General features: G+C 30.6%; 20 protein-coding genes and 1 pseudogene. 6 read left to right on the top strand and 15 right to left on the bottom strand.

Annotated features, from left to right (window positions below; genetic code table 11):
- The first annotated feature begins 100 nt into the window (after nucleotides 1-100).
- Nucleotides 101-271, top strand: a complete 171-nt coding sequence (locus AXY43_RS28010) for a hypothetical protein (RefSeq protein WP_181246079.1) — start codon at nucleotides 101-103, stop codon at nucleotides 269-271.
- A 360-nt stretch (nucleotides 272-631) separates the two neighbouring features.
- A complete protein-coding gene (locus AXY43_RS16285; RefSeq protein ID WP_105411804.1) occupies nucleotides 632-1,279 on the top strand; it encodes a hypothetical protein in 648 nt (215 codons plus the stop codon).
- A 447-nt stretch (nucleotides 1,280-1,726) separates the two neighbouring features.
- Here the strand turns inward: AXY43_RS16285 and AXY43_RS16280 are convergent, their stop codons facing one another.
- The 7 genes from AXY43_RS16280 to AXY43_RS16250 form a co-directional block, all read right to left on the bottom strand.
- Nucleotides 1,727-2,419: a FadR/GntR family transcriptional regulator gene (locus AXY43_RS16280; RefSeq protein WP_105411803.1), complete on the bottom strand. Its 693-nt coding sequence runs from the start codon at nucleotides 2,417-2,419 to the stop codon at nucleotides 1,727-1,729.
- A gap of 449 nt (nucleotides 2,420-2,868) precedes the next feature.
- Nucleotides 2,869-3,789: a DMT family transporter gene (locus AXY43_RS16275; RefSeq protein ID WP_105411802.1), complete on the bottom strand. Its 921-nt coding sequence runs from the start codon at nucleotides 3,787-3,789 to the stop codon at nucleotides 2,869-2,871.
- 171 nt (nucleotides 3,790-3,960) lie between these two features.
- A complete protein-coding gene (locus AXY43_RS16270; RefSeq protein ID WP_181246080.1) occupies nucleotides 3,961-4,866 on the bottom strand; it encodes a LysR family transcriptional regulator in 906 nt (301 codons plus the stop codon).
- A 216-nt stretch (nucleotides 4,867-5,082) separates the two neighbouring features.
- Entirely contained in the window at nucleotides 5,083-6,555 is a 1,473-nt protein-coding gene (locus AXY43_RS16265; protein WP_105411800.1) for a glycoside hydrolase family 1 protein, read from the bottom strand.
- A 66-nt stretch (nucleotides 6,556-6,621) separates the two neighbouring features.
- Nucleotides 6,622-8,499 (bottom strand): beta-glucoside-specific PTS transporter subunit IIABC, encoded by a 1,878-nt coding sequence (locus AXY43_RS16260; RefSeq protein ID WP_105411799.1) that lies wholly within the window; start codon nucleotides 8,497-8,499, stop codon nucleotides 6,622-6,624.
- A gap of 162 nt (nucleotides 8,500-8,661) precedes the next feature.
- A complete protein-coding gene (locus AXY43_RS16255; RefSeq protein ID WP_105411798.1) occupies nucleotides 8,662-9,465 on the bottom strand; it encodes a MurR/RpiR family transcriptional regulator in 804 nt (267 codons plus the stop codon).
- Between the two features lie 239 nt (nucleotides 9,466-9,704).
- Complete coding sequence (locus tag AXY43_RS16250) at nucleotides 9,705-10,274, bottom strand: flavin reductase (protein WP_181246081.1); 570 nt, start codon at nucleotides 10,272-10,274, stop codon at nucleotides 9,705-9,707.
- Nucleotides 10,275-10,581: 307 nt separating this feature from the next.
- On the opposite strand from AXY43_RS16250, the pseudogene AXY43_RS16245 reads away from it, so the two are divergent.
- A pseudogene (locus tag AXY43_RS16245) lies at nucleotides 10,582-11,633 on the top strand (galactose ABC transporter substrate-binding protein).
- Between the two features lie 278 nt (nucleotides 11,634-11,911).
- Here AXY43_RS16245 and AXY43_RS16240 read toward each other — a convergent pair.
- From AXY43_RS16240 to AXY43_RS16225, 4 genes are all read right to left on the bottom strand, one after another.
- Nucleotides 11,912-12,799 (bottom strand): phosphatidylserine decarboxylase, encoded by an 888-nt coding sequence (locus tag AXY43_RS16240; protein ID WP_105412514.1) that lies wholly within the window; start codon nucleotides 12,797-12,799, stop codon nucleotides 11,912-11,914.
- A 314-nt stretch (nucleotides 12,800-13,113) separates the two neighbouring features.
- Nucleotides 13,114-13,317 carry a 4Fe-4S binding protein gene (locus tag AXY43_RS16235; protein WP_242986168.1) on the bottom strand — a complete coding sequence of 68 codons (204 nt, stop codon included), beginning with the start codon at nucleotides 13,315-13,317 and terminating at the stop codon, nucleotides 13,114-13,116.
- Between the two features lie 11 nt (nucleotides 13,318-13,328).
- Nucleotides 13,329-14,252, bottom strand: coding sequence for an SIR2 family NAD-dependent protein deacylase (locus tag AXY43_RS16230; protein ID WP_105411796.1), 924 nt, complete (start codon nucleotides 14,250-14,252; stop codon nucleotides 13,329-13,331).
- 90 nt (nucleotides 14,253-14,342) lie between these two features.
- Nucleotides 14,343-14,753, bottom strand: coding sequence for a pyridoxamine 5'-phosphate oxidase family protein (locus AXY43_RS16225; RefSeq protein ID WP_242986169.1), 411 nt, complete (start codon nucleotides 14,751-14,753; stop codon nucleotides 14,343-14,345).
- A 172-nt stretch (nucleotides 14,754-14,925) separates the two neighbouring features.
- Between AXY43_RS16225 and AXY43_RS16220 the strand changes: the two genes are divergently transcribed.
- The gene (locus AXY43_RS16220; protein ID WP_105411794.1) at nucleotides 14,926-15,321 is read left to right on the top strand and encodes a winged helix-turn-helix transcriptional regulator; all 396 of its coding nucleotides are present in this window, start codon (nucleotides 14,926-14,928) and stop codon (nucleotides 15,319-15,321) included.
- A 37-nt stretch (nucleotides 15,322-15,358) separates the two neighbouring features.
- Nucleotides 15,359-16,192 (top strand): protein-ADP-ribose hydrolase, encoded by an 834-nt coding sequence (locus AXY43_RS16215; protein WP_105411793.1) that lies wholly within the window; start codon nucleotides 15,359-15,361, stop codon nucleotides 16,190-16,192.
- A gap of 614 nt (nucleotides 16,193-16,806) precedes the next feature.
- Here the strand turns inward: AXY43_RS16215 and AXY43_RS16210 are convergent.
- From AXY43_RS16210 to AXY43_RS16195, 4 genes are all read right to left on the bottom strand, one after another.
- Nucleotides 16,807-17,220, bottom strand: a complete 414-nt coding sequence (locus AXY43_RS16210) for a GNAT family N-acetyltransferase (RefSeq protein ID WP_105411792.1) — start codon at nucleotides 17,218-17,220, stop codon at nucleotides 16,807-16,809.
- A 48-nt stretch (nucleotides 17,221-17,268) separates the two neighbouring features.
- Nucleotides 17,269-17,502 (bottom strand): winged helix-turn-helix transcriptional regulator, encoded by a 234-nt coding sequence (locus AXY43_RS16205; RefSeq protein ID WP_242986170.1) that lies wholly within the window; start codon nucleotides 17,500-17,502, stop codon nucleotides 17,269-17,271.
- Nucleotides 17,503-17,618: 116 nt separating this feature from the next.
- Entirely contained in the window at nucleotides 17,619-18,206 is a 588-nt protein-coding gene (locus tag AXY43_RS16200; protein ID WP_105411791.1) for a LysE family transporter, read from the bottom strand.
- Nucleotides 18,207-18,500: 294 nt separating this feature from the next.
- Nucleotides 18,501-18,875 (bottom strand): winged helix-turn-helix transcriptional regulator, encoded by a 375-nt coding sequence (locus AXY43_RS16195; RefSeq protein ID WP_105411790.1) that lies wholly within the window; start codon nucleotides 18,873-18,875, stop codon nucleotides 18,501-18,503.
- A gap of 66 nt (nucleotides 18,876-18,941) precedes the next feature.
- On the opposite strand from AXY43_RS16195, the gene AXY43_RS16190 reads away from it, so the two are divergent.
- Entirely contained in the window at nucleotides 18,942-19,706 is a 765-nt protein-coding gene (locus tag AXY43_RS16190) for an NADPH-dependent F420 reductase (protein ID WP_278337358.1), read from the top strand.
- Nucleotides 19,707-19,760: the final 54 nt, after the last annotated feature.

The raw sequence follows: 19,760 nt of genomic DNA, 5'->3' as shown, positions 1-19,760 counted from the left end.
TATAACGCAAAATTATTTGTATTGACAATACAAATTTCTAGTAGTATTATGTTCTTACAATACAGATTGTAGTATTAAGAATACTAAAGGAGATGGTTTTATGGGTAATATAGATATTTTAAATGAAATAATGTTGAATGCAAAAGAAATTCCTATAGAATGCCAAGAAAGGATACTTGATATTTTAAAAGGTATGGCATTTACAAAAAGATGCTTACTTAATCCCCACTCTAAAATTAAGGAGCAAGTCGACGCTGAAAAATCAGATTAATTTTTCTGAAAAAGTTATGGAATACATCAAATATATTCCCTCAATAGATTAAATTAAATATCTAAGTTTTGGGTTATAAATATTTCATTCTAAATTCCAACACTACACTAAATTAGAACAGAAATAATCATTCGTTTTAAACGTCCCCTATACAAAGTTATAATCTCTAGCTAAAGCATTGTCAAAATACAAAACTTTACACCATTTTAATTTTAGTTATCAATATTTCTCTCTATTTCTTATAATAACATATATTATAAACGCTCTTTATATATCTATATTTAATTTTAAAAATTAAGATATATTTTACTTAGCATATATAACAAATAAATTAATTCACCACAAGAAAGGATGTTGTTTGTGAATACACTTAATGTGTTTAAATTATATTATATTGCCTGGCACCAAAAAAATGAAACCAGAGAGTATTCTGAATTTGGATGCTTAAAAAACAATTTAAATAGATATGAAGCTATTCTTCAAAAAAGTAATATTGAAGATTATATATCTGAGTATAAATATTCAATGTACTTAGACCTTTGGGAAAAAGTATGTACTAAGAAAAAAGAATTCTTCCTTGCTAAAATTTATAAAAATATATCTAATATAGTAGAAGATGCCTCTAATATTTTATTTTATTTGTCTTCTCAAGATATATCAGATTACTATGGATACACAGGCGCTGATTTTAATTATAATGGCGAAAACTCAGAACCAAGCTCAACTAAAATTTATAAAAATTTATTATTGATTGCCCGAAAATTAGATCTACAGTTATATAATAACCTACTTAAAGATATAATGAGAAACGTTAAATTAACAAAATCCAACTCTCATATAATCAAAAATTTATGGAATACCTTGGATATAGATTCCTATGGTAAAATCCATTCCACTTCACAATCTTATATTAATTTGGAACGCTTCTCACACAATTCAGAAATCATAAGCGAAATGACCGACTTTTACAATACTTTAGTTTATGTTGATATTAATAAAAACAAATAATTGTTAATCCTTTCAGTATGTTTTACAAAATTATAGAATATAAATAAGTCTGTGTTAAAAATAATGATCTACTATTAACATACAATTATCTTTAATCTTTATAAAAACTTCACCATTACAATGTTTATCGATTTTTCTTGTCGTTTAAATTTCATCTAAATAAAGATTTCTGATATTCTTTTAAAGTTTAATACTTATTTCATAAAATTATGATAACTACACTAATTTACCTTATATAAAGAGACACCATATTTTAAAATATTGCTACTTAAAATATGGTGCCTTATATAACTTATTTTTCCTTTACATATAAATTATAAGAATTATTAGTGTAAATTTCTATTATATCCACATTAGTATTTTTCTAAACACTACCACTATTCATAATAAGTACAAGCAAAATACCTATTACAGATGGTTTGCATCAGACTCTATCTTATCCTATTTCTATTTAAGCATATATTCGCTAATAAACTCTAAATGCTTTTTCATTGCCTCTGAAGCTTTTTTAGAATTATGATTTTTCAAAGCTTCATATATATCTCTATGTTGTTTTGAAAGTACTTCTGCATTTCTTTCTTCAACTAATATTTTCTTTCTTGCATCTTTTATGAAAGTATCGATTAAAGAAGAAATTGCATTTAGAATGTTTGATATTAAATGGTTTCCTGATGCTTGAGCAATTTCATAGTGAAATTTTCTATCCATTTTAACATTTTCCTCTTCATCTCTAAATTTTCCATACATATCAATAAGAATTCCTAACCTTTCTAATTGCTCATTAGTTATCCTATTGGCAGCAATTGCTGCAGTTTCAACTTCAATAACCTTTCTTAGTTCTATTATCTCATTAGTATTACACTCTTGAAGCATAAACATTATAGATAAATGTTCAAATAAGCTATTTTCAAAGTTATGCTTAATATAGTTTCCTCCCCCCTGCTTACATTCCACCAACCCCATAATTTGTAAAGCTCTCATAGCTTCTCTTATAGATGTCCTACTAGCCTGAAATTCCTCAACTAATTCTCTTTCCGAAGGTAACTTCTCACCTTTTTTTAAACTTTTATCTACAATCATCTTTTTAATCTGTTCTATTACCTGTTCATAAACCTTTTTACTTCTTACTGAACTAGACAATTATATCAAACTCCTTATTCATATTAATCATGACTCCCCATAAATGGTTCTATATATTTTTTTAAGCTCATTTGTTTATGTGGTAAATCTTCTTATAACTGGTTTATTATATATTTTTATTTAAATACTATATTAAACCTTGAAACTCCACATTTATATAAAAAAACTGTTTGGATCTTTCATTAAATGTATTTCTATGCTTTTACATTTACGGTTGGCTAGGCCTGCATTTTAGTTTACTTTGTTACCAAAAACGGCACTGATATTTCCATATCAGTGCTATTGTATATTACAGAATAAAATTAGCAAAAAAGTTTATTATCATCCTTTACTAATTACTATTTTTATAAGTTAGTTCACAATTTAATAATAAATATGTAATCTTCTCAATTTGAGAAATTCAATTGCAATTAATATCTTTTAATTTATATAGCAAAAATACATTGCTATTATTCATCATATGCTTCGAATTCAGTAACAATAGAATTTATTTTTAAAGTTTGTGGTATAACATTAGAATTCTTACTATCACTACTACTATTTACAATCCAAATTCCTAAAAGTACAAATAAAACACCTATTAATGTAGATATTTTTAAACTTTCATTCAAAAATAAATAACTAGATATAATCCCCACTACAGGAACCAATAATAAAGATATTGATGCCTTACTTGCTTGAATCTTGGTTAAAATATAAGACCATAATACAAATGCTAAAGCAGATGCTATAATACCTGAAAATAAAACATAACCTATAGACATTATATTCCAATGCGATTGTCCATTTTCAAAACAAAAAGAATATAAAAACAATGCCCCAGCTCCTATTGCCATTTGCCAAGCTGTGAACTGAATCTTATCACAATTTTGTAACTTTTGTTTAATAATAAGATTTGACACTGCCCATGCAATTGCAGAGGTTAATGCAAGAGCTAATGCCCACAAGTCTCCATCTAGATGAGTTATATTCAGTGCAAAAAATAATCCCATTATTCCAATAATAATTCCTATAAATTTTCTTCCATTCAGCCTTTCTCCAGGAATGAAAAAATGTGCTAATATACAAAAAAATAATGGCATACTATATGTAAGAACAGAAACAAGCCCTGCACTAATATAATTGAGAGATACTTGTATTGCTAAGTTAAAATATGTAGTTTGTAAAAAACCGCATAAAACATACCATTTAAAATTTTTTTTACTCGGCATAGGAATTTTTTTAAAATATACAACTCCAAAAAGTACCACAGCTCCAACTAAAAACCTAAATGCTGCAAATAAAACTGGTGGAAATGCACCATTTGCTGATTTCATAACTACAAAATTAAATCCCCAAATAAGACATAAAAATAATATCATACCATTCATATTTAGTTACCCCCTGTTGCTTATTATAAATGGCACTGATATTTCCATATCAGTGCTATTGCCTATTAGAACAAATTAATAAAAATTAAATATTCACAAGCTTTTCTAATTTATATACTTAGTGACTATTATATCTTTTAATCTATATATTCTCCATCAACCTTTTTGGCTTTATTGTCTACTTTTTATTGACACCATTTCCATCCATTCCTGCACATAACGAATAAAACATTCCGCACTATGATTTAGTTTATGTTCTTTTCTCCATGCAAGAAAAATATTGCGTACAAAAGTTTCATCGGAAAAAGGTCGGATAGCAGTATTTTCATCTGCATATTCTCTTGCCAGATAATCTGCTGTAATTCCCACGCACCAATCCTTTTTGGCGGCTTCAACAATCAACGAGTCATCACTTGTTTCAATCTGTATTTCTGGAATTAGCCCGCCTTTTGCAAAGCGGCTAACATTCGCCGAAAAAAAAGCATACTCCCGTCCTTTTAATGCCAATGGAATATGGTTCAAATCTTTATATTCCAACACTTTCTTTTTAGCCAGAGAATGCTTCTTATTCATAACCACACAGTATTTATGAGAAAAGCAAAATATAAATTCAAACAGATTCACGTCTATCGGTTCTGGAAGAAATGCTATATCCAATTGTCCCTTTTTCAGCATCTCATAAATAGGATACTCTGGGTATTCCACAAAATTCAAACGAATATTAGGGTATCTATCATAAAAACCTTTTAAAAAATCTAGTGTTAGATATTTCAAAACAGCATAAGTTGATGCGATACGCAGTACAAATACCTTCCCCTCGGAGCTATCTTCAAAATCATCCCGAATTTTAGAATATTGATATAAAATAATATCTGCCCTTTCTTTTAATTTGTCTGCAAAAGGTGTTGGGTATACCCCATCATTGGTCCGAATAAAAAGTACTTCCCCTAATTCTTTTTCCAAACGGTTAATAATTTTACTAACTGCCTGCACAGAAAGATATAATTCTTCAGCCGCACGGTGAATATTCCCTAGCAGATAAACCTTAATAAAGCATAGTAAATTTCGTTCATTCACAACCATCACTTCCTACTATCAAAATAGCTCTAATTATAAATGATTACATTATATATATTAAACAATTCATAGTCAACTTTGCTTTAGTGCTTTATAATAAATTGTACATCATTAAGAAATTGTCGCAACATATATCTTAATACCATATATTTGCTTAATATTTTAAAGATAAAACATATATGTATAAGATTATTTTGCGACAACTTTCTATCTAAATTAATCTAAATCTGCTCCGTTACTATTTATGACTTTCTTGTACCAGTAAAAACTTTTCTTTTTTGATCTTTTATAGGTTCCATTTCCTAAATCATTCGCATCTACATATATAAATCCGTAACGCTTACTCATTTGAGATGTTGATGCACTTACAATATCAATACATGCCCACGATGTATATCCCATGCATTCAACACCTTCATCAATTGCAAGTCCAATTTGTTCAAAGTGTTTTCTAAAATATTCAATACGATAGTCATCATTAATAGAACCATCTTCTTCAACTTTGTCATAAGCTCCTATTCCATTTTCAACTATCCATAATGGTTTCTGATAACGATCATATAAATCAATCATTGAAACACGTAATCCTTTTGGGTCTACTTGCCATCCCCATTCACTTATAGGAAGATATGGATTTTTAACTCCTGTTACTAAATTTCCTCCTACCTTTTCACGCTGGTCCGCATGCACACTTTGCACCATTGACATATAATAGCTAAATGCAATGAAGTCTGAATTATACTGTTTTAATATTGCTTCGTCTCCCTCATTCATTTTTATTTCCATATTATTCTTCTTTAAATAAGTTAATAAATGTCTTGGATATTGCCCTAAAACCTGTACATCCGTATAAACAAAGTTATTTCTGTTATCTTTTTGAGCTAATAAAATATCATCTGGATTACATGTTTCTGGATATGTTAAAGTCTTTGTAACCATACATCCAACCTTTGAATCTGGTATTATTTCATGACAATACTTAGTTGCTAAAGCTGCTGCTACAAATTGATGATGCAACGCTTGATATATTGCTTTTTCAGCTTCTTTCTTATTAGCATACTTGTCTTCGACAACTCCTAAGGTTGTAAATGCATGACGGAAAACACTGTCTATTTCATTAAAGGTTAACCAGTATTTAACCAAGTCTTTATAGCGCTCAAAACATACTTTAGCATATTTTACAAACATATCAACTAAGTCACGTGATACCCAGCCATCATAATTATTCACTAAATATAATGGCATTTCATAATGAGATAAAGTAACTAATGGTTCTATATTACTAGCTCTCAATTCCTTAAAAAGATCTTCGTAAAACTTTAACCCTTTTTCATTTGGTTTTTCTTCATTACCATTTGGGAATATACGTGCCCATGCTATAGACACACGTAAAGTTTTAAATCCCATTTCTTTAAAAAGTGCTATATCTTCCTTATAATTATGATAAAAGTCAATTCCTCTACGCTTAGGATAATATGTGTCCTCTTCAGCTTTCATAGCATTATCTATATCCTCTAATCCAACATGCCATTGTTTAACATAATCCTTAATATCAATATCTGGTTTATACATTGCAACATCTGCCACAGACATGCCTTTTCCATCAATATTCCATGCTCCTTCAGCTTGATTTGCTGCTATTGCTCCTCCCCATAAAAATCCTTCTGGAAATAATGTTTTATTTTCCATAATACTTCCTCCATTTTATTGTTATCTTAATTTTTTGAATTATTTTGTATACTTTTCTTGCTACTCTTATTTTATTGAAAGGTTCATAACTCTATCTCCATTGTTTACATGTCGATATTCATCAATATTCACACTATTAAATTCATTGCCATTGGTTATAATCATCATAGTTGTTATGTCATAACCTTTTTCTTTTATTTTTTCTAAATCAAATTTAATTAATTGCTGTCCTTTTCTTACTGTTTCTCCTTGCTTAACAAGCATTTCAAAATGCTCACCATTTAATTCAACGGTATTTATACCAACATGTATTAACACTTCAATCTTGCTGCTTGATTTAATCCCAATTGCATGCCCAGTTGGGAAGGCTACTTCAATAGTTCCATCTATTGGAGATGATATAACTCCATTTTCAGGTATAAATGCAACACCTTCTCCCATTGTCTTTCCTGAAAATACTGGATCATTAACTTCTTCTATATTAATCATTTCTCCTTCTATACATGAGACTAATTCTAAATTACTATTATCAACATTTGAAATTCCTTGTCCTTGGGCAGTATTTGAAGATTTGGAAGTAGTTCCTCCCTCATCAAAACCTAAGAAATACGTCAATGCTGCTGAAATCGTAAATGACATTGCTATACCAATTAAATAAATTATAAAAGTATCTCCAAAGAAACCAGGTAATGTTGTTAATGCTGGGAACACATATACAATTGCTTTAGTATGAAATGCTCCTATAAATGCTCCAGCAATTCCACCTGCTATTGTCTGTGCTATTAAAGGTCTTTTATATTTTATAGACAAACCATATACAATAGGTTCTGTAACTCCTCCTAGTAATGCTGGAACTATAGCTGATGCCGCAAGTCCTTTTGTTTCCTTATTTTTAGATTTAAGAAACACTCCAAGTGCCACGCCTGCACTGGCAAATGTAGCAGCAGCAGTCATTGGTTTAATGACATCATATCCATAATTCGAAAAGTTATTTACCATAAGTGGTACAATTCCCCAGTGAATTCCTATCATAACTAAATAAGTCCAGCCTGCTCCTACAATAAGACCAGCTAAAAGTCCGTTTGAAGAACTTATGGTATTAATAACATATCCCATACTATTACCAAGGGTTACTCCAATTGGTCCAATAACTATTGCAGCTAGCGGTACCATAATAAACAATGCGACCATTGATAATGCAAATATTTCAATACTTTTAGGAATAAATTTCTTTAAGAATTTTTCTAAATACGAATATGCCCAAATAGTTAATATTGCAGGAATAACTGTTCCTGAATATCCCATTAGTACAACCGGAATGCCAGCAAAAGACGTCATATCTCCATTTGCTTTCATCAATCCTGTAAAATTAGGCTCCATTAATGCTCCGATTATTGCAACTGAAATAAATGGATTAACCTTAAAGGTTTTTGCTGCGCTAAAAGCTAAAAATAATGGTAAGAAATAGAATACACTATTTCCAGCAGCACTTAATATTTTATAAGTACTTCCTGCTTTATCCATAAGTCCGTATGTTGTTAATATAACTAGAACTGCCTTAATCATACCAGAGCCAGCAAGAGCTATTATTATTGGATTAAAAATAGATGCCATTGTATTAAAAGCACGAGTTAAAATATTTCCAGATGGTTTTTCTTCTACATTATCTGCTCCAGCTTCATTTTTAATTTGAGGATACATTTTTAATATTGTGTCAAATACGTCTGTAACTTCATTTCCAATAACAACTTGAAATTGGCCATTACCTTCAACTACAGTCAATACCCCTTGTAAGTTTTTGATTGATTCTTTATCTGCTTTTGATGTATCCTTTAACTTAAATCTTAATCTAGTTACACAATGGAACAAACTATTAATATTTTCTACTCCACCAACTTTATTAACCACTTCTTTCGCAAGTTGTTCATAATTCTTCTTTGCCATAGTTTTTTCCTCCTAAATAGCTTATTTGATATCGGTTACATCGATGTAATGTTATTATACCATTCAAAATTTTTATAACTTATTTTTTTTATTTTTTAGAAACTTTACGACAAAAAGAAAAAAGTGTGGTATGATTAATAATTCACCCTCACTTTAACTTCTTCATTTTTTTCTCTTCTTATATCTAAATGTAATAAAATCAGTAATTAATTGAAATAATATTGGATGAGTTTGTATATTAGACGCATGCTTATAAGTAATACACAAATCCACATAAGGATACTTTTCAATTTCTTTATTAGCAGTAATTGCAACAATCTTAGCTTTAGTCTGCTTAAATACATTTTTATCAATATTTGCTGCTGTTACTAATTGATATTTTTTTATATAGTTTCCTGAGTTCGTAAATATAATTATCAGCGTGTCTTTATCCGCATTCTTAATAAACTCATTTTGTTCAACATCATTTACATGCGTAATAATATATTTTTCATTATATGCAAGTTTCATTTGCAAATCCATTGCTGCCGATTCTGAATATAGAAGCCCAAAAGCTGCTACTTTATCATACTTAAATAAATTTTCAACTAATTCATCTATTTGGGACATATCAATACTCGACTTTGCCAACTTCAAATCCTCAATAATCACATCTATGTACTCATCTTGAGTATGGTTTTCCATGTAGCTTAAAATATTATCTTTATAATTTAAATTATTCGAAGTTTTGTTGCTTTTATAAGTTGCTGCTGACTTCATCTCAAGAAAATCACCAAAGCCTATGTATCTTGCAAACTTAGATATTGTTGATTTTGAAACAAAGCACAAATCTGCAATCTCTGATATCGTCATATTCTTTATTGAATTAAAATTCCGTAATAAAATTTGGGCTATATGATAATATGTTGAATTTTCTTTTCTGCCATTATTCAAAATTATTAATAGCCTATTCAATAACTCACCCATAGAGTTCTCCTTTAACTAATAGAAATTTAAAATTCACAAAACAATTAAAATTTACATTCTCTTTGAATTTTCAGTATCTTGCACTTAAAAAAATTATTAATTACAATTCTATCTTTTTGTACCCTTTTTAACAGCTTATGCAATCCGCCTATTACTTATACTGCTAGTAAAATTCATTTAAATATCCATTTTTAATATTTATCTTAAATGAAGCATAACTTTACTTTTTTATGTTTCAGTCATTTTTGTCTCAATACCTTTTCAATTTGACCGAGATAAATTCTATGAAATGTTGATGAATCTTTATAATATTCTTTAAACAACTGCTGTGAATCAAAATTTTCTTTTTCTACATCCATATGATAAACTTTTTTACATACGAAAACTGTGCTCGCCTCTTCAAAAATAACTGTGTTTTCAAACGTGATAGGATGTAGCCCTGACTCAGCAACCTTATCACATTCATTACCATGCATTCTTCCACAAATCTGTAAGGCTGGATGCCGTGGAACGTCAAAAAACGATATGGTAAAGTAATCATTGTTCTCCAGAAATCGGTAGGAATATCTGTCTGGATGGACATATACTTGTATCATCGGTTTAAGAAAGAATTTTCCACACATAACACCAGTAATAGTCATCATATTGAATTTGTCTTTCGCTCCAGCCGTTAGTAGAGCCCAATCATCTACTTTAGTAAATGGGTTAAAATCAAACTCATTTAAATTTATTTCTTCAAAACTCACAAAATCACTCCTTATTATTAATAAATCCACAAACTTTCTTATAAAATAAAAAAACTGAAACATCTGTGATTTGATAGTTCTTTCTTCAATTTCCATTTAATAATTATATCAAACATCCTAATGTTAATAAATACAATTGATATTCATCGTCCTGAAAAATATCTTTTATACATTTGCATATAAATAATTATGTTGTTTATCAAATTATATCTATATATTGTATATACCACTAATTGAAATATACTCAATATAGTACTTGATTATTTAAGATTTGAATTATGCAGAATTTTCAAATAATACTTTGAATAAATTTTATATTAAAACATAATCTAATATTATTATTTAAAAACAATGTTAATGGAGAATTTCAATGAAAATGTTAAGAAAAATACTAATGTTTATTATTATAATATTGACGCTCACATCAATATGTACCATTCAAAATAATAAATATACTAATGCACAAATCCTTCAAAGAAAACCAGTTCAAGTAGCTGTATTATTTTATAGTTTTGATGATTTATTTCATCAAAAACTTAAGCAAAGCCTTGAAGATATTCAAAAAGAAAATAAAGATAAAGTTCAATTTACTTTCTATGATGGAAAAAATAATATAGCCATACAATATGAATCATTAGATTCCATTCTTAACGGTAATACTGATTTAATTTTGGGGAATTTAACTGATGTACATGAAAACTTTGTGAAAGATTTTATTTTAAAAATTAAGAAAAAAATATTCCATTAGTTCTATTGGATATTCCCAAACAAGTAGTATCAAAAGTTTCTAAAGATTATAACAAAGTTGCTTTTATAATACCAGATTCAAAGAAAGCAGGTACCCAACAAGGGAAAATTCTTGTTGATTTATGGAATACTAATAAGAGAGCTCTAGATAAAAATGGTGATAACATCTTGCAGTATATATTGTTACACGGTGAAATTAATAATCCTGCTGCAATAGATAGAACAAAGTATGCTATCTCAACAATTAATGATTCAGGAATAGAAACACAGGAACTTGCTTTAGTAAATGCTAATTGGTTAAAGGAATTGGCTAAAAATTCTATTGCTAATTTATTTCTTAAACATAATGGAAGTATTGAGGCAATAATATCAAATAACGATGCTATGGCAATAGGTGCAATTGAATCATTACAAAAATATGGATACAACAAAGGTGATAAAGCCAAAAATATAGCAGTTGTTGGAATTGATGGATTGCCTGAAGCAAAAGATTTAATTAATGAAGGGTTTATGACAGGTACTATTATTCAAGATTCAAAAATCATGGCAGAAGTATTTTACAATGTTGGCATTAACTTAGTTAATAATTTAAATCCTACTGAAAATACGATTTATGAAATTGTTGATGGAGAAATTATAATTCCATTTCCTTACGAGCAATATACAAATAAGTGATAGCAAAAGCAGTAGTTGTAGATATCCTAGTTAATGCTTTTCTATTTACTGTTGTGACACAATTAAGTCATTTGAAACAAAATATAAATCTGCAACTTATCAATCACTGCAATTACTCCCTCTTCTTTACCCACGTTACTCACTCAAAAAAAACTTTTTAATTATTGATCTTATTGCATTCTTTCATCTTTGTATTCATATTATTATAGTGTGAATTTTATATCAACAAATAAATTCTATATCTGTGTTAGTACAGATATAGAATTATAATTAACTCCCTAAATTTTACAGCCAACTTTTTCTCCCATAATCACCTTAGTTTCAAAGCCTTTCTTAGTTTGATATATTATATCACTATCTATCTTCACCATGCCTTTTTGGAACAGCATTATAATTGTAGATCCTCCAAATTTGAAATACCCCTTTTCATCTCCTTTAGTAACATATATATTAGGTTCATAAGTTTGAATTATTGAACCAACACAAGTTGCTCCGATCTCAATGTATAGCACACGTCCAAAATTTTCAGTTACAAAAATACTCCATTGCCTTTCATTTCTACAAAAAATCTCTGGAATCTTACTTAATGCAATCGGATTTACTGAATAGTAATCTCCATGTATTCTAAAGCTATCACTACATATCCCATTGTCTATGAAATGAAATCTATGATAGTCTGTGGGAGAAAGTCTTAAAATAAAACAAGTTCCACCTAAAAACTCTTTAGATATATTCTCATTATTAATTAGTTCATTTATCCTATATCTAGAACCTTTAATGTGAACCATTTTATTCAAATCAATCTTCTCATAAACTGCCAACTTTCCATCTCCTGGCGAGATTAAAGATTTCCCCTGCAAATCTATTGGTCTAAATTCCGTTTTTAACTTTCTTGTAAAAAAATCATTAAAGGATTCAAACTCACTTACTTTCTTTTTAAAAATTGAAGAATCTATCTTAAAATCATTTATAAATGAATTAATTTTCTTTCTACTTATCTTACTATCACAAAAATATCCATATAGTTTTGAAAAAAATTTCTTTTTAATTATTATTTCTAATAAACTCATTCCTATAGGCGACGAATATATATAATTAAGATACTTGTCACCCGCGACTTTTTCAATTTCGTATTTTTTTGTATTTCTATCAAAATACTTAATCATAATTATATCCTCTCTTTTTATTGCATCAATACTTAATTTCCTCATTTACTCCATCTTTTAATTCCTTTAATAATTCTCTCTTAGAATAAAAAATGTAATACTGAAAACTCTTATTGCTCTAGGTATTCCCTTTATACCTTTACTTTTTATCCATTATTGTAATATATACTTATATATTATTTTGATACTTATTAAGTTCTGCGTAAGTCTTGATTACAATACAAAACACCATAAAATTTTTGTGAATAATACGGTGCTTCATACTCTATGGAATAATCCAGTGTATATATTAAGAAATCGAAACAATAAATTATCTATACAATAATATATGGGGCACTCTTGTGGCAGATTTGGACACAGTTACCACAGGCACTGCATTTTTCTTGATCAACACTGCTTATCCAGCCGAGCTGCATAAAAATGGCATGTGTCGGACAGTTCTCAATACATGCTCCACATCCTACGCAACGGGCAAAATCAATATATGCTTTTCCTTTAAGCAGTTTTTTATCTGTCAACAATGTTCACCTCATTTCAATTGTTCTAAAATAGTTCCGATATCTTCATCGATGCAGATAGATTTGCTTTCTATTTCCTTAGGAACAATGGCCTCTCCTTTATTGATACAGACATATGCAGCATTAGGCCAACTTGCAGTCATATTCCAAAATGGATATTTAATAATGCCTGGGGTATTCCATCCTATACCCAAATCAAGAAATAGAATAGGATTATTTTTGTGCTTTTCAAGGAAATTCTGATACTGTTTCTGTGCTTTATGCCATCCTTCATCTTCAACAAAAGTAGAATCATTACGTAGATTCATATTCATCGGTTTATCACATAATGGGCACCTAGGAATCATATCTGTTGGAATACTCATCTTAGGAATTATATTTGGTGGAATAACCAGTTCATTATTTTCACCTATTTCATATCCCTGAGCTTTCAGCAGTTGAATTACCTGTTCTTTATTGTCATAGGTTTTTTGGTGACATGGTACAGAACACTGCCATAAGCCGTATTCTCCCTGTGTATAAAACAATCTCTCCTTTTGAAATCCGCTTTTTTGGAAACAGTGGTCAATATTTGTAGTCACCACAAAGTAGTCTTTATCTTTTACAATATCAAAAAGTGTGTGATAAGTGGGCTTTGGTGGATACATGTATCGGTTTAGCCAGCAGCTCCTTCTCCAGAAAGCCCATATATCTTCTAATGATTCATACTGAACAAACATACCAGAGTACATATCATGAAAAGCATATTTCTCCTCGAAATCACTGAAATATTTATAGAAACGTTCACCACCATAATTAAATCCAGCTGAAGTTGATAAACCAGCTCCGGCTCCTATGATGACCGTATTTGTTTTTTCTAATTCTTTTTTTAATTTTTCTATGTTTGTTAATGCATCAAAAGATGCTCCGCTCGAAGATTTTTTATTTAAAAACATGAAATCCTCCTATCATAAAAGGTGCAGGCCATTTTATGGCACTACACCTAACTGTCTCATGTAAAATCACGATATTGAATTTTACTGAAATTACAATTCTTTCTTATTTTCAGAACCAGGTGTTGTAACGATGACCTTTTCTGGAGTAATAATTAGCGCTCCCTTTGCTGTTGCAGCGCCATTGAACATTTTTTCTACCATTGCCTTAAATGTGTCAACAATGTTACCTTTTGTCACATATTCAGCTTTACCCTTGATTTGATAACCTTCAAGATTTTGTGCGTCGTACACTGAAATAGCAATCTTCCCAGCATTGGCTTGGATGTTTTTCAAAGTAGTCTCGAGAAACACATCTCCTATGATAAGTTTACCGTCTTCTGTTACATCTTTGAACGCAACAGGTACAACATTGGGTTCATTGTCTTTGCATGTTGCTAGATCCCACATGCTTTCTTTTAATACCTTTTTTACATTTTCATTTAACATTCTAAATACCTCCATCAGAATTTTTTTGTTGTTTACTTTGTTCACTTACGGTACTTATTATAGAAAATCACCTTTTGAATAACAAGATATTAAGAAATTAATTAGCTACTATTAAATTTCATAGTAACTTGTCAGTGTATAGAGAGTTACGTATAATAACTACAGACAAAGTAGGAGGCGAGGAAACATGTATCAAAAAAAATTGGATAAGGATATCCGCTGTCCTTTGGAATACGGTCTTGAAATTTTCGGCGGGAAATGGAAATCTAGGATTATCTGTGTGCTTAATGAAAAGAAAGTCTTGCGTTACAGTGAAATAAGGAAAGAAATGATGAACATCACGGATGCAGTACTAGCTTCGGCTTTAAAGGAACTGATTCGGGATGAGATTGTACACAGAAAGTCATATGATGAGATCCCTCCCAGAGTAGAGTACAGTCTTACGAAAAATGGGGAGTCTGTAGTTCCAATCCTGCAGAGTATCTGTGTCTGGTCTGGCATTTTTCATAAGAAAGACAATGACTATGTGTTGACGCAATGTCAGAAGTGCGATTATGATGCTCCGACTTCCGAGATACTGTAATCGAGAATATTCAAAAATTAAACAAGGAGGATGTGAGATGGTACAGAATAAAAAACAAGAGGAAAGACTTGATTATCTGTTACATGAATTCAAAAAAGATTCCGTAAAGTATAAAGATGTAGCGGTAAATGACAGTTATAATGATAAGAGACGGTTGCTCCGTTCTCTTATGAATATCCGTATGCCGGGGCGTATGGAGAAAAATGTGATGAAAGTACAGGATGAATTTCTGGCAGAGGAAGCACACGAAAATGGTATAATAACATTAACAGATATTTTAACTGTGAACCAACAGTATGGAAGTAAGAATCCATATGCAGATAAAATATCTGTCTATCAGGGGGATATTACAATGCTTGCGGTGGATGCCATCGTGAATGCGGCAAATTCGCAAATGCTGGGTTGTTTCGTCCCATGCCACGGATGTATTGACAATGCCATACATTCTGCTGCCGGAATACAGCTGCGTGAAGAATGCAACTGTATGATGAGGATACAAGGACATGAGGAAGAAACAGGGACAGCGAAACTAACTAAAGGATACAATTTGCCTTGTAAGCATATAATACATACGGTAGGACCGATTATCCGAGGAAGTTTGACGGAAAGAGATTGTCAATTGCTACGTTCATGTTACCGTTCTTGTCTGGAAATGGCTGATACAAATGGCTTAAAGTCTATTGCATTTTGCTGTGTATCAACAGGAGAATTTCATTTTCCAAATGAGAAAGCTGCAGAAATTGCAGTGGATACGGTAACAGAATATCTGAAAAACAGTGGCCTTGAAAGGGTGATTTTTAACGTATTTAAAGACTATGATTTAATCTTATATGAAGATATTTTGAAAGGGTGGGCTAGTCCTTATATATAGTAAACTGCTACCTATATAAAACAAAGTAATATATACTATTTTAATTATAAATACATTATCTTTAGATTTCTATAGAACCTTATTCAGAATACATTTATCCTTTAATTTATCACATTAATACCTGCTTAAAACAAATCAGCTATATCTGCCTATATTATTTCTAGATTACTTATTTATTTTTTATAGCAGAAAATTTTTATCAAAACAATGCATCTTGGATCTGTATAAGTCAGGACCACCCGTAAAACGCAACATCATAAACTTAAGAATTTTTTAAGTATTGTTACTGCCATTATTTATTGAATGCAGTATAATTATTTATTTGAAATTCAAAAAAGAGCATAAAAATCCAATTCAATAAAGATGATCTTTTTTACTCTTTTAAAAACTCCTTTTTTGATTATTTTTATATTGGTTAGAAATATTATGCTTTCTTTGCTTTTAAGATTTCTTATAGGAAATGAATGTAAGACAAATCATACTATTTAGAACCGCCATGTTTTGTATGTTGACACACATATTTATTTATGAACCCAAAGACGAACATAAATTCAATCCTAATAACATATAGAAGCACTACAAATTTTACGGTTGTAGTGCTTTTTCTGTATTTGTTAACATTGCTTATTAAAATTGCAAAGTTGCATTGCTACGCCATCTGACATAATATTGAATCCAAATTTCTCATAGAAAGCTGCATTTTTACTCTCTTCTGGCATAATTTCAAGATATAGATAATCCTTATATTTTTCCTTAACCATTTCAATCATTGTTGCAGCAATTTTCTGTCCTTGATAATCAGGATTTACCAAAACATAGTGCATATATGCTACCATTTCGCTGTCATCCAAGACTCGTACAAGCCCGACCATTTTATCTTTATCCCAAGCTGTTAATACTGTAGAAGAATTTATCAATGCTTTATACAATCTACTTGGATAATGTCCTGACACCCAGCCAACAGACAAGAATAATTTCTGCACTTCTTCTTGCGTAAATTTTTTTTCCTCCGTGTAAATAATCGTCATTGCAAAATACCTCTTTCCTTACTTATAATCACATTTTTTTACATTGCTTCATTGTATTCTCATTATCTTCCTTCTGATTGCTCCAGACCATCTGCAAATACTCTGCAAAATAGGAACCACTAAATTTCCCTTCTTAGTGAGACAATACTCCACACGAGACGGAATCTCGTCGAATGACTTTCTCTGCACAATATCATCTCCAATCAGTTGCTTTAGTGTTGATGCCAGAACTGAATCCGTGATATTGCTCATTTCTTTTAGAAGTGCACTGTATCGTAAAATGCCTTTTCCATCCGAAACGCATATGATTCGTGATTTCCACCTTCCACCGAAAATTTCAAGACCATATTCAAGTGGACATCTGATATCCTCTTCAATTTTATGTTGCTACATCAGATTCACCCCATTGCAATATCCAAAGCACAATACAGCAAAAATAGGCTTAATATAAAATTGATAGGTTTGTAGTGTTTTTCGTAAATGTGCTGCATCTTAATTCCGAGAAATGCCCATGTTAGACAGGCTGTACCCCCAACGCTGACCACTCCCACACCTGCAAAAAGCAAACCGGGCAAAGTGCTAATATGTGGAACAAAATAAACCATCAACAAAGTCATAATGTAAAAATAGATTTTAACATTTACAAATTGAAGAGAGAACCCCTCTCGAAAGGACGCTTGTTCATCCTTCTTATCATTTATCGGCTTGCTCCAAAAAATATGTACTGCCAGCCAAACCATATATATACTTCCAATATATTTCATCACTGCAAGTACTGGCATGAGATAAGCGTTCAATCCATATACCGCTAAGGTACAAAGAAACTGCACACAGGCATAACCTGCACAAATGCCAAGAATTAGTCGTTTTCCTTTTTGCCATCCAAATTGAGTAGTCGTGTTTAGGGCCAGAATATTTCCAGGGCCGGGCGTAAAAGAACAAACTAACATATATACTAACATTGTTCCAAAAACTGATATCGACATTTTACCCTCCTTTATTCAAACTAATGTAACACTATTATAGATGGCAGTCTGTATATTAACAAGTAACTATGAAATTTATTAGTAACTCATAATTTTGCTGATATATTTTTCTCTTGGAGCGATTGAAACATAATTATAAGATATTCTTGAGTATATTTAAATTTTTTATTCAGCACCAAGGCTATGTTTTTGTACATAAAAAAATCTGCTTAACAAACTATGTGTTTCTGCAACTTTCAAAAGTTATACCCTAAAGGGGCACAATGTCCACAAATTTGACCTGATTATAATCTTCTAAAGATATTTCACTCCCCATTTAAATAATTCAAAAAAAATAGGAAACAATTCTTTTCCTTTAATAGTAAGGGAATATTCTACATGCGGAGGAATTTCATTAAATTGTTTTCTAGATGCAATACCGCATTCTTCTAACTCCCGTAAGATTGTTGTTAGCATAGTATTTGTTATTCCGGGGATCATTCTTTTCAGTTCTCCAAATCGAAATGATGATTTTAGAGAGAGCTGAAATATTACAATCAATCTCCATTTTCCACTAAGAAGCTGAAGCGAATTGAGCACCAGATTGTCTGTAGAACATTCAACTTCGGAATGCGCTAAAGCTATATATTCTTCATAAGTTATGTCCTTAATTTGTTCATAAAGTCCCATGGTATACTCCTTTGTACTAAGTTAAAAATTTTTTCGTACTTGTATAGAATTTATTCTTAGTATAAAATATATTCTAAAGAAAATCAACCAAAATACGGAGGCGAAAAAATGAAAAATAAAATAGTAGGATTTATCGGAACAGGTTATATGGGATTTGAAGAAGCAAAAGCAGTTGTGAACGCAGGCTATCAGGTAATTGTGTCAAATTCCAGAGAACCAGAAACATTGAAAGATAAAGTGGCAGAACTTGGAGAAAATGCATGTGCTGCTACACCAACAGAAGTCGCTCAAAAAGCGGATATTGTTATGATAGCATTACCCTATCGACACTTTGATAAGCTTCCAATGAATGACTTGAAAAATAAAATTTCCGTCTTGATTTCAAATTATGATTATTCGGGAACTGTTCAGGAGATTGATAACAATAAGGTTAGTTTTGCGCAATATATTCAGGAAAAAAATCCAGACGTAAGATGGGTAAGAGGATTAAATAACTTAAATTCCGGTGTGTTTATGTCTTTGATTCGTCCCGAAGGGGATTCAGAACGTTCTGCCTTACCTGTTGCAAGTGATGACAGGGATGCGTTGCTACAGGTAGCAGAATTGATTCGAAACATTGGGTTTGACACAATAGAACTTGATTCTTTGAAAGAAAGCTGGAGATTTGAACCGATGACGCCAGCATTTCTATTTCCTTACCTTAATGATCCCGAATCTTTAATGAAATTCATGTCAAATTTAAATGGATCGTATCAAGCACCACCATATGATTCAGGACGAACAGTGACTGTATCTGAGCTTGAAGCCCTTTTGACAAAGGCTGAGAAATGATACTTTTTATATATTGGAGTAATTGGGGCATCCTCATGCACTAAACTTACTACG

It is taken from the genome of Clostridium sp. MF28 (assembly GCF_002969175.1).
GTDB classification, from domain to species: domain Bacteria; phylum Bacillota; class Clostridia; order Clostridiales; family Clostridiaceae; genus Clostridium; species Clostridium beijerinckii.
This window is presented reverse-complemented; position numbering and strand designations above follow the sequence as displayed.